Raw genomic sequence first — 12,565 nt, forward strand, 5'->3', positions numbered from 1 at the left:
CCATAATGAAACATATATGGCTGACTTATCCATACATTTGATGCATTTCATTAGATGTATCGAGTGAAAAGCTTAGAAATAACAAGAATAACGGAGAAAATCCTTACTTTATAGAGGGAGTATAAAAATACTTTCTATAGTATAAGCGCAACTAAGGCGATCGCCAGCGCTAAGGCTTGGCGCTAGCCAAGTTTTCTTTAAAGTGGTGAAACACCTTAGTTTTGAGGAGGAGTAAAGTAAAATGCACAAAATGGAAAACATTTTAAATGCAAAAGACTATATATACAGTAAAACGGATTACCGTCCGAAGATTTCTTTAATTTTAGGTTCTGGATTGAACGGACTTGCTGATGAAATTGAGAATGCTGTTGTCATTCCGTATCAGGATATTCCACACTTTGCAGCTACTACCGTAGACATGCACAAAGGCCAGCTTGTTATAGGTGAATTATTAGGGAAAGAAGTTGCCGTTCTGCAAGGGCGTTTTCACTATTATGAAGGACATAGTCTGGATGCCGTTACTTTTCCTGTACGTGTTTTGAAAGAGATTGGTGCAGAAGTACTGATTGTGACAAACGCATGCGGTGCGATAAACGAAAGCTTCGAACCAAAAGATTTGATGTTAATTTCAGACCATATTAATTTAGCCGGAGTAAATCCACTTATAGGATCGAATGACGAACAACTTGGCGTCCGCTTTCCGGATTTATCGACAGCGTATTGCCCTGAATTGCGTGATTTGGCATGTAAGGCAGCAGAAGAAAAAAACATTGAGTTACAGCAAGGTGTGTATGTGTGGTGGAGCGGTCCAGCCCTTGAAACCCCTGCGGAAATTCGAATGATGAGAACTGTTGGGGGTGACGCAGTCGGAATGTCTACTGTACCGGAAGTCATCGTCGCCAACCACGCAGGCCTTCGTGTATTGGGGATTTCTTGCATTGCTAATATGGCAGCTGGTATTCAAAAGGAGCCGATAACAGCGGAAGAAGTTGTTCAAGCGGTTGGTGAGGCAAAGGATAAGTTTTTAACATTATTAAAAGGCATTATACAAGAACTGTAGTTGCATTAAAAAAGCTAAACTTTACATGAATTTGGCTTTTTAAATACTGTAGTCAAGATTTGATTAAATATAAACAAACGTTTGATTAAGGCACTCAAACTCTTGTGCCCCAAGAGATGCAGCGATCAATCAAACGTTTGAATAAGGCAGTCGTGCAGTCGTTTTGAAAACTATGACTAATTTATCTATTAAAATAGGAACTTTTTGTCCATAATAATAGTATATGTAGTAGTTAATAGTTTTATAGGGGGCAGTATTTAATGAGTATCTCAAATAAATGGTGGTTCCGCTTCGGAATTGGTGTCATTTTAATATTAACGATCATCTGGTTGATGAACGAGGTTAATTTTGTTTTTACGCCTTTGGTTATATTTGTGCAGACATTGTTCGTACCGTTTTTGATTGCGGGTATCCTTTTTTACCTGTTCAGACCACTGACAGAATTACTTGAAAAATGGCGTCTGCCAAGAATGATTGCTATTCTCGTTATTTTTCTTATTGTCATTGTTATATTGACAATGATTGTGCGGGTTATCGGCCCCATTGTGCAAACTCAGTTTGTACGATTGTTAGAAAATGTACCTGATATGATTTCTGCAGTTGAAGAGGGGATTAGTTACTGGCAACAGAATCAGGAACAAATTCCACAATTCATAAAAGACTTCGTAGATACGATTGGAAGCAAACTAGAAGGGATCTTCGCTGCGACAGGAACAGTTGTCGGCAATGCCCTTGGAAGTATATTCGGGTTTGTATTTTCACTAGTAATCGTTCCATTTATCTTGTTCTACTTACTCAGTGACAGAGAACGGTTTACGCCTAATGTCGTTCGTTTTTTTCCAGAATCTAAGGAAGGCGAAATTCGGCATGTGTTAAAAGATATGGACAAAGCACTTGCAAGCTACATACAAGGTCAGTTGATCGTGAGTACGTGTGTTGGGATTCTACTCCTAATCGGTTATCTGATTATAGGACTAGAGTATGCGCTACTTTTAGCATTATTTGCGATGGCGATGAATGTCATCCCGTTCCTTGGACCATTCTTAGCGGTTATTCCCGCTCTCATCGTTGCATTTTTCCAAGAGCCGACGATGGTGTTATACGTAATTATCGTGATGATCGTCGCACAACAAATTGAGAGCAACCTTGTCTCACCTCAAGTAATGGGAAGAGCGTTGAATATCCATCCGTTAACGATCATTCTTTTAATACTGGTCGGGGGGAATCTGGCAGGCGTTCTAGGGATGATCTTAATCATACCGTCATACGCTGTTGTAAAGGTCATTGTACAACACAGCAAACAGCTGCTATCAATTAAAAGACAGGAAAGTTAGAGCAGGGGTGGTTACCTCTTAAGAGACCAATATGTACGTTTCCGGTCGTTAAAATGACTGGGCTATTGCAAAAGAAACCGTTATCATTTATAATGAAAATTAACTAAAGGATTGTTACTGTTAAGCAGGCAAAACCTGAATAATTAGACTTGTAATGGGGATACCTTTCTATAAGTTTAATTAATTCGGGTTTTTTTACACGTTAAGAAAGTATAAAAGTTTGCGGCATGGATGTAATGTCCAGCTTCAGCGCCCAACCACTTGGATCACTTCAGGCCTTCTGCGGCGGCAACAGCCTCCTCGTCGGTCTTCCAGTGACCTTCGTGGCTAAGCAGGGCGCTTGCGCTTTTCTAATTTTAATTCGAAGGAAAAGTGATAATTATGAAAATAAAGAAAATCTTTAATAATAATGTCGCTTTAACTGAGGATCAAACTGAGATGGTCGTTATGGGTAAAGGCCTCGCTTTTCAGAAAAAGATTGGCGACCGGATAGACACTGAAAAAATAGAAAAAACATTTATCACGCCTTCTGAAAGCTTTTCTTATAAATTGTCTGAGTTACTTGATGAAATTCCATATGAAATCATGGCACTCTCAAAAGATATTATCGAAATGGCAAACAAGGAGCTTCAAACAGAGCTGAATGATTCACTTTATTTGTCATTATCCGACCACATCCACTTTGCGGTCTCTAGATTTAAAAATGGGCTGCCAATAAAGAATGCGTTAATGTGGGAAGTGCAAAAGTTCTGTAAAGCCGAGTACCATGTTGCGCGTAAGGCATTGGATATGATAAAAGAGGGAACGGGTGTAAGTTTACCTGAAGATGAAGCTGCATCCATTGCCATGCATCTCTTTAATGCAAGGCAAGATGGTTCTGGGATGGAAGAGACGTTGGCGATGACGAAGATCGTTAGTGATGTCACGAATATTGTGAAGTATCATTACGGTATTGATTTTGAAGAAGAGTCGATGAATTACAGCAGATTTATTACCCATTTGCGTTATTTCGCCTACAGGATGCTACGTGGTGAGCTGAATGACGAACATAATGATACGTTATATAAGCAAGTTAAAATGCAGTACCCACAAGCATACGAATGTACGAAGAAGGTACAAGCTTATTTAAAAAAGCAATATCAAATGGAAATGACTAAAGATGAGTTAGCCTACTTTATGATTCATATTCATAGGGTTTCAAGTCGAGAAAAAAGTTAATATAGTTTTTAAGGATTGTTACTGTTAGGCAGGCAAAACCTGAAAAGAATGATAGGTAGACTAGACATAAGTCTATTTACGCTCTTTTCGGGTTTTTTATTTTTTTACAAGTAAAGCAAAAATTTGCCGCATAGATGCGATGTCTAGCTGCAGCACCCAACCTCTCGGATCACTTCAGTCCGGCGGCAACACACTGATTTACATCCTGTGTATTCCCACGCAGGACCAAACAGTGTTTGGTTCGAGCCTTCTCGGTGGCCTTCCAGTGACCTTCGGGGCTGAACAGGGCGCTTCCGCTTTTCTAACACGTTAAGAAAGTATAAAAATACTTTCTATAGTATAAGCGCAACTAAGGCTCAGCCGGCGCCAAAGGCTTAGCTTTGCCAAGTTTTCTTTAAAAGGAGGAAAAAATGATGGATAACAAACAATTAGGTCATCAAATTGTTGAGTTAGTCGGTGGAGAAGAAAATATTAATTCTCTCGTTCACTGTGCAACACGATTGCGATTTAAACTGGATGATTATAGTAAGGTCGATAAAAAAACATTAAGCACTCTCCCTGATATTCTTACAATTGTAGAAAAAGGGGGGCAATTTCAAGTGGTTATTGGGAATAAAGTGGGAAAGGTTTATGCGGAAATTATGAATAACCATACTATTCGTGCTGGAGATGCAGCTGACAATGATGAAAATAAGAAAGGGAAAGTTGGTGTTACAGCAAAAGTTTTTGAATATATTTCAGGTACCTTCTCGCCATTGATTCCAGCATTAGCTGGTGCAGGCATGATAAAAGCGCTCCTTGCTATTCTTGATATATTTAACTTGATTGATATGGAAGGTACCACCTACTCTGTATTAAATGCAGCATCAAGTGGTCTATTCTATTTCCTCCCTATCTTTGTAGGTATTTCTGCGGCAAAGAAATTGAATGCAAATCCATTTGTCGGGGGGACTATTGGAGCTGGCTTATTAGACCCGAATTTCACAGCACTCATAGAACGTGCTGGAGATGTAAATTTTATGGGTATCCCACTTATTGCAACGGATTATGCATCAACTGTATTTCCAATGTTAATTGCAATCGCTGTTTATGCACCCTTGGAACGATTAGTTAAAAAATATACACCAGATACGATTCAATTATTCTTTGTACCAATGGTAGGTATATTGGTAATGGTACCATTAACTTCATTAGTTTTCGGCCCATTTGCTGAGTACATTAGTTTAGGTATTGGAACTGCTGTTACATTCTTATTAAATAAATCAGCCATACTTACGGGTATTTTAATTGCAAGTATTTGGCCATTCTTAGTTATCTTAGGTGTGCATTGGGGTGTCGTACCAATCATGATTGATAATTTCTCTCGTGGAGGAGATATAATTGGGCCAATTACAGCAGCATCAACATTTGCTCAAATGGGTATTGCGTTTGGTATCTTCTTACGTGCTAGAAGAAATAAAGATTTACGTTCATTATCTATTGCTGCAACTTTATCAGGATTGTTTGCGGGAGTAACAGAACCAATTCTTTACGGTTTGATATTGAGGTATAGAAAATTAATTCCATTATTATTAGTCGGTGGTGCTATCGGTGGTGCAATTGTAGCAACATTTGATGTAAGAGTATCTACGTTCGTATTTAACAGTCTGTTTACAATTCCAGCTTATTCACCAATTTCAGGTTATGTTATTGGAATAGGTGCTTCATTCCTAGCAGCAACAATTTTAGCGTTTATATTCGGTACAGAAGGCAAGAAGAAAGAAGTTGACCCAAGGGAAGAAAGCAAAGAAGAAATGACAACGGAAGAAACATCTGCGATTACTGAAAAGAAGTCCAAACAAACCTATGAGTTAACAACTCCATTACTGGGTGAGATGATTCCTTTAGAAAATGTAGACGATCAAGTATTTTCAAGTGGTGCAATGGGCAAAGGTGTTGGTATCGAACCAGCTGAAGGCGTCGTGGTAGCACCATTTGATGGGAAAGTAGCCACCTTATTCCCGACTAAACATGCGGTTGGATTAGTAAGCGATGATGGTGTTGAAGTACTAATTCATATTGGAATAGATACCGTTCAGTTAGATGGCAAGTATTTCGATGCGCATGTGGAACAAGATACCGTTGTAAAAAAAGGCGACAAATTGATAACGTTTGATATTCAAGGTATTAAAGATGCTGGTTATAAAGTAACAACACCTGTTATTATTACCAATACTGCAAATTATTTAGATGTTATACCAGCCGAATCAAGATATGTAGTACTAAACGATACGATACTAACTATCGTTAAATAATAAACTTATAACGAAAAGAGGAGAGAGATTATGGCACAATTTAAGGCGAAATTTCCAGAAGATTTTTATTGGGGCGGGGCAACTGCTGCGAACCAAATTGAAGGTGCATATGACGAAGACGGAAAAGGTTTATCAGCGGCTGACTTTGTAGAATATATTCCTAAGGATCAAAGAACAAAAGACAATGCAATGGAAATTACCTCAGAACAAATCAGAAGAAATTTAAGTGGTGAATCGACAGCACGTCATCCTAAACGTGAAGGGGTTGATTTTTATCACCGTTATAAAGAGGATATCGCATTACTTGCTGAAATGGGCTTTACTGCTTTTCGCTTTTCTATCCACTGGTCTAGAATTTTCCCAAATGGTTATGATGAAATACCAAATGAAAATGGATTACAATTTTACGAGAATGTGTTAGATGAATTAGCAAAATATAATATCGAGCCGATTGTGACATTATCTCACTATGAAACACCTTATGGATTAACGGAGAAATATAATGGCTGGGTAGACCGTGAAGTCATTGATCATTTCGTACGTTATGCAGCAACGGTCTTCAACCGTTATAAAGATAAAGTAAAGTTCTGGATTTCGTTTAATGAAATAAATATGATTACCCTTAGTCCTTTTACTGGTGGTGGGATCTTATCAGATAAACAAGACAACCCAATGCAAGCTAAATATCAAGGTTTACACCACCAATTTGTTGCAAGTGCTCTTGCCACTAAAAAATTACATGAAATGATTCCTGATGGGAAAATGGGTTGTATGTTAGCGACAATGAGCCATTATCCAAACACACCCAATCCTGAAGATGTATTAAAGGCGCAAAAAGATAACCAAGATAATCTATTCTTTACAGATGTACATGCTCGCGGTGAATACCCTAAATACATGGACCGGTTCTTTATAGAAAATGATATTGAGATTGAAAAAGCAACTGGTGACGATGAGATTATTAAACAACATCCAGTAGATTACATTACCATTAGTTATTACATGTCCATGTTATCTTCAGCTGCTCCAGAAGGACAGCGTACGGAAGGTAACTTAATGAATTCACTTAAAAACCCTTATTTAGAAGCATCTGACTGGGGTTGGCAAATAGACCCGATTGGTTTACGTGTTGTGTTAAACGAAATGTATGACCGTTATCAATTACCAATCTTTATTGTGGAAAATGGTTTAGGTGCATACGATAAAGTTGAGGAAGACGGTTCAATCCATGATGACTATCGTATTGATTACCTAAGAAAACACATTGAACAAATGAAAGAAGCTATTGCTGATGGCGTTGAATTAATTGGATATACATCTTGGGGACCAATTGATTTAGTGTCAATGTCAACAAGTGAAATGTCTAAACGTTACGGTTTCGTTTATGTAGATAAAGATGACGAAGGTAACGGTACATTGGAAAGATACCGTAAAGACTCGTTCTTTTGGTACAAACAGGTTATAGAAAGTAACGGTGAGGAACTATAAATCAGCAAAAAACAGCAGGCGGAATTGCCCTATACAAAAAACGAAGGCCGCTCAATTTCAGGCAGCCTTCGTTTTTTTCACGTTAAGAAAGTATAACTTGTCAGCTGGAAGTATATCGACGTTGTGGAAAAGTTTAGGTCCTAAGTATATGTGCAGCTAGGGCTCAGCCTGCGCCAAGGCTTGGCTTTCCCAAGTTTTCTTTACACGTTATGAAAGTAAAAAATACTTTCTATAGTATAAGCGCAACTAAGGCGATCGCCAGCGCTAAGGCTTGGCGCTAGCCAAGTTTTCTTTATAAGTAAAGAAAGTATAAAAGTTTGCTGCACAGATGCAATGTCTAGCTCCAGCGCCTAGGTGCTCGAGGTCGCTTCGATTCTTCCAGAGGCAATAGCCTCCTCAGTGGCCTCCAGTGACCTTCGTGGCTACCCATGGCGTTGTGGGTTTATTATAGTATCAGTTGAACTGGATTTAGGTGTCGTCTTTTTGAGATTTGTAGTGGGCATTTTGATGACGTATTGGACTATTACGAGGAATAAATGGAAGGAACGTCAACTTAACGATGTAAAGTTCATCCGTTACAACCCATTTAGGTGGGAAAGTAAAATAACGGTTGAGTGAGATGCCTTTTTGGGGAATAAATATGCATTTACCTCCTCCAAAAATATTAATTCGGCCGCGAAATCCATATATCGGTCACAGATAGAATTATTTCGGCCACGAAATCCGATATTCGGTCACAGATTGAATTATATCGGTCACGGAATCCGATATATCGGTCACGCATAGTAAAATGGTCCCGATTTCACTTTCCCCCTTGATGAAAAAATTTTAAACTCCTAATGTACAAGAAAACGAACGGATCTCCACACGATGGCCGATCCGTTCTTTCTGTATGAAACTTTGTTGTATAGATATAGGGCGTTAGCGATTTTGTTCCCCAAGCTTTTTATATATTAAGGGATCGCATACACCTCAACGGTAAAGCTCTTTCCATCGGTATTTTCAGGGTTTGCGATGTACAAGCCGTCACTGATTTCAATTTCTGTTTTTGATTTGTTTTGAAGATCATTGAAGATGGTTTCATCGATTCCAAAGCTGTCGTCATGCATAACATCAAATTTTGCATCTGTCGGCCCGTCTACAATCCTCCATTCCAGATTTGTAGCGTATGGGGGAATATCTTGAATCGAGAAATTATCGCTAGAACGGTTGTCCTGACCCTCCTGAGGTTGACCTTCAGATCGAATCGTAGCTATTTTTTCTGGTGCTTCAACCTGTACGTAAAAAGGATCATGATCTAATATGCGTGTATAGGCGTACCAAGCTCCAAGCCAAGTTCCTGCGGCCTCATTGGAATCCTTGGAAATCATCCGGATCGAAAACCAGTCTTGACCGTTCGTAGCCGACCCTTGCCATGTTGAGGCAAAGGGATACTCGTCACACTGTTTTCCTGGAGGACTTTTCCCGAATTCCCGCTTGCAGACCCTGCTTGTCTTATCTCTGTTTCGATTATATTTATCTCGATGCCGTTTGGAATACATACGTGTCAATGGGCGTTCCCCTACTGCTCCTGGAATTTTCTTTCCGAGTACCTGAGGCTTCGTTTGTTCTGGATTTTCCATCGCAAATTTCCAATGCTCACCAGCTTCCTCTAATGCGGCAAATTCTGGCTCCGTAATCGGAACTTCCATCACTGGGGTAGCTTTACTGAAAACAGCTCCCCGCGGGTAATACTTATCTGGGAAGGCAAACATATATTTAGCTGAATCGAAACGAACGGTTTGTCTGATACCGTCAATCGTTTTGGTGAACTTCCTTGGTGCGTGTTTTATCGTAAGCTTTGGCCAAAATTCCATATATCCTACACGATCAGGATTGGCTTCCGTTGCTGGTGGTTCCTCTGATAGGAAGATTTCATTGCCGAAGTTGGAATTTTTCCATTGCGCAATCGTCTTTTCAGTAGGCGGGAATCTCGGGTCGGGTTTACAATCCCCAGGATTTAATTTTGCTTCACATACGATATCTATTTTGAGCTTAGCACCGTTTAGGGACGGATGGGTAACTTTAATATCATCAAGGGTGTAGTATACCCGCATTTTCCGGCTTTCGTTGGAACCATACCCTATTTCAGTGAATTGAAATTGAACACCTTCGTACAAACATATCCCAAAGTGGCATTTTACTGGTACTTGATAAGTCGCCACATGAGACCAGCAGAAAGAGTATCGATTTTTAATATAACCTGTTTCTGAACCACTTTTTGGACTAGCTCGGCACTCTGAAACCGTTTGTATGTGATCATACTCAAAATCTGGCGCTGTCCACCCTAGTGTAGTGAATTCTGGTGGTCCGATATTTACTTCGTAAGTCGAAGAGCTTTGCTGGTCCTCCTTTCTCAATTCATCCAGTGTCTGAAAACCTTCTTTCGGCTGAGTCTGATCTGGATTAATCCCAAGCTCTCCTATGGATTTTCCTTGCTTCATAAGCTCGGTTGCCTTTTCAATCTTTTCCTTGTCGTTTGGGAGCCAATATCCTTCGCCACTAGGATCAGACTGTGCTTGTGCAGGGGTAATTATTCCTGTTACCAAAAATAACAGAAGTACAACTGAAATCAGATGTTTGTATAACCTGGACATCAAATTCCTCCCTCATTTTTTTGATTTGGAATGAATAAATAGTACTTGTCTTACAACTAATGAACTAGATCTATTATTTTGATACCATCTAAATCGCTGACAGATTACTACAAGAAAAAACTTTTTACAATACATTCCATAGTAAACAATTCCATTAACCTACATTTATTAACAAAATAATATTTAAATAGGAAAAAGGGAGGCGATTCAATGGACCCGCTTTTTTCACACAAAAAATCTTTAATGATTTACTCTGCGCGTCAGGTCGATAAACCTTTGTCTTTGGGTGGTATAGCACCGCTTGAGATCCTCCAACTTGCCTATTTTTAAGGTATCAATTAGCTGGACTTTAAGACTATTTAGTACGAGTATCACTATGCCTTTCACAATGACGACACCTTTTAATAACTTCAAATGATTTAGGTCAATCGAAAGAAGTAGACGAACAATCACCAAAAAACGACTGTCCAAAAAGACATGTTTAATATAGCTGATTTATGAATATGTGATCAAAAATAGGAATTTTTCCGGAGGTGGTATTCTGTGGGAACCATATTGAACAAAGATATAAGGCTTAGTAATGTGAAGGGTTTATTGATATTTTTAATTGTGTTCGGTCACATAATTGAAATTTACAAAAGTGATTACAAAGATCTGTACGTGTTTATTTATGCTTTCCATATGCCACTTTTCATCTTTGTTAGTGGGTATTTGTCCAAACGTGTGAACATAAGTAAAATGATAAATTTGATCTTAGTTTATTTGACTTTTCAAACCTTTTTTAACTGGTACAGAAATTATTTAGGGAAGGAACTAACATCTCCCTTTCTTTATGAGATCCCACAATTTCATTTATGGTATATTGTAAGCCTTGTTTTCTGGTATGCAGTAGCGTTATTGATTTCGAAACTGGAATTAAAGTCATTAGGTAAGTGGATTGTACTGATTGTGATTTTTGGAGTAGGGTTCATTTCTAGATGGTATGCAAATGATCTGGTGGGGTTTGCGAGTCGCTATTATACTGATTTCTCAACGTACACCTTTAGCTATCAAAGGACTTTATCTTTTGCATCGTTTTATTTTGCGGGGTTCTTTTTAACAAAAAAGAGATTGAATAAGTTATATCATCTAATTAAGAGTACTGGAATAAAGGTATGTATTACTTTACTATCTTTCCTTTTGATTTTCTTATACATTCAAGAAAATCCTGTAATGGAACATATATTCAGAGGCAGCTATGGAACGGACATGTTTTTAGGTGCAGAAAAAGATATCAACAATTACTTAATCCTCGTTTCTTTGCATTACATCATTGCAGGATGGATTTGCCTTATGATTTTAAATTTCATTAGTGAAAGAACGTCGATCATAACCAAGTGGGGAGATCATTCGTTGACGATCTTCTTGTTTCATCCTGTTTTTGTATTCTTGATTGGGAAGTACAACATTACAGAAAACTGGAATCTGGAAGTACAACTCCTTTTCCTATTTTCTATTAATGTAGCGATATGTTATGTGTTAGGTTCTAATCTATTTGTAAAAGTGACACGGTACATTTGTAACCCCTACAAATCAATTAAAAATACACTACCAAAACATGAAGTTGAGAGATCTGGACATCAAACATAGCTGCTATGATAAAACCGAAGTTGTAATGATGGGATATGGGGAAGAAAAGGAATTTTCAAAAGAGAAGTCTAGTAGTGGTGTTCTGCTAGTATTTAACGAATAGAAATACTAAAATAAAATAATGTTGAAAATAAGGGGGTGGTCTACTCACGCTATGGGGAAACTGGACCTTAACGTTTCAAATCAAAAATCAGGTAAAACAGAGAAGGAGCGGACCCGACATCAATTTTTTATCGATGTTTTAGGTCAGCCCTCATGGTAGTTAGCTTCTTATGACATTCTACAACCCTACACTTTACCGTTAGTATCCGTATTTATAGTACATGTACTTGCACTTGTCAATAAAACGAATGTACTTCCATTAACATATGTACCTGGTGATTTAGTCGTTCCGAATGTCCCGTTCCCATTTGAAGAATTTAATCCTAAGAAACAAATGAGAGCCTAGGGAGCTCAAGCCCTTGAGCAATTATTTACCAGTGCGAAAAAGGAAGGTTTACAATTATATGCGGTTTCCGGATACCGTTCTTATGCCCGACAAAAAGCGATTTTTGCAGCTAATGTCCGACAAAAGGGCGAAGAACAAGCCAATAAGTATAGTGCACGACCCGGGGAAAGTGAACACCAAACCGGATTAGCCATGGATGTTAGTTCCCCTTCAGCTGATTTTATGTTAGTGGAATCCTTTGCCCAGACACCTGAGGGACAGTGGTTGAAACAAAATGCTCATGAATATGGGTTTATCATCAGGTACCCGAATGGAAAGTCAAATATTACAGGCTATTTATATGAACCGTGGCACCTTCGATATGTAGGGAAGGAAATTGCTGCAGAGATTCATCAGAAAGGAATAACGTTTGAAGAGTATTTAGGGAAAGTATAACTGTTGATTTTGATGATGGTATG

Annotated in this window: 7 protein-coding genes and 1 pseudogene; 7 read left to right on the forward strand and 1 reads right to left on the reverse strand. The window is 38.6% G+C overall.

Going from position 1 to position 12,565, the window contains the following annotated elements:
* The first annotated feature begins 241 nt into the window (after nt 1–241).
* The 5 genes from NON16_RS14925 to NON16_RS14945 all read left to right on the forward strand — a co-directional run bounded on the left by NON16_RS14925 (nt 242) and on the right by NON16_RS14945 (nt 7,394).
* Nucleotides 242–1,060, forward strand: coding sequence for a purine-nucleoside phosphorylase (locus NON16_RS14925; protein WP_257350187.1), 819 nt, complete (start codon nt 242–244; stop codon nt 1,058–1,060).
* Nucleotides 1,061–1,320: 260 nt separating this feature from the next.
* Nucleotides 1,321–2,394, forward strand: coding sequence for an AI-2E family transporter (locus tag NON16_RS14930; RefSeq protein WP_257350188.1), 1,074 nt, complete (start codon nt 1,321–1,323; stop codon nt 2,392–2,394).
* 381 nt (nt 2,395–2,775) lie between these two features.
* Nucleotides 2,776–3,612, forward strand: a complete 837-nt coding sequence (gene licT / locus NON16_RS14935) for a BglG family transcription antiterminator LicT (protein WP_257350189.1) — start codon at nt 2,776–2,778, stop codon at nt 3,610–3,612.
* A gap of 413 nt (nt 3,613–4,025) precedes the next feature.
* Nucleotides 4,026–5,906 carry a beta-glucoside-specific PTS transporter subunit IIABC gene (locus NON16_RS14940; RefSeq protein ID WP_257350190.1) on the forward strand — a complete coding sequence of 627 codons (1,881 nt, stop codon included), beginning with the start codon at nt 4,026–4,028 and terminating at the stop codon, nt 5,904–5,906.
* A 30-nt stretch (nt 5,907–5,936) separates the two neighbouring features.
* Nucleotides 5,937–7,394, forward strand: a complete 1,458-nt coding sequence (locus tag NON16_RS14945) for a glycoside hydrolase family 1 protein (RefSeq protein ID WP_257350191.1) — start codon at nt 5,937–5,939, stop codon at nt 7,392–7,394.
* Between the two features lie 953 nt (nt 7,395–8,347).
* Here the strand turns inward: NON16_RS14945 and NON16_RS14950 are convergent.
* On the reverse strand, nt 8,348–10,030 hold the full coding sequence (locus NON16_RS14950; RefSeq protein WP_257350192.1) for a NucA/NucB deoxyribonuclease domain-containing protein: 1,683 nt from the start codon (nt 10,028–10,030) through the stop codon (nt 8,348–8,350).
* Between the two features lie 543 nt (nt 10,031–10,573).
* On the opposite strand from NON16_RS14950, the gene NON16_RS14955 reads away from it, so the two are divergent.
* Nucleotides 10,574–11,659, forward strand: a complete 1,086-nt coding sequence (locus NON16_RS14955; RefSeq protein ID WP_257350194.1) for an acyltransferase family protein — start codon at nt 10,574–10,576, stop codon at nt 11,657–11,659.
* 463 nt (nt 11,660–12,122) lie between these two features.
* Nucleotides 12,123–12,542, forward strand: a pseudogene (locus tag NON16_RS14960) (M15 family metallopeptidase); the annotation flags it as partial.
* Nucleotides 12,543–12,565: the final 23 nt, after the last annotated feature.

This window comes from Pseudalkalibacillus decolorationis, from assembly GCF_024609785.1.
GTDB classification, from domain to species: Bacteria; Bacillota; Bacilli; order Bacillales; family Fictibacillaceae; genus Pseudalkalibacillus; species Pseudalkalibacillus decolorationis.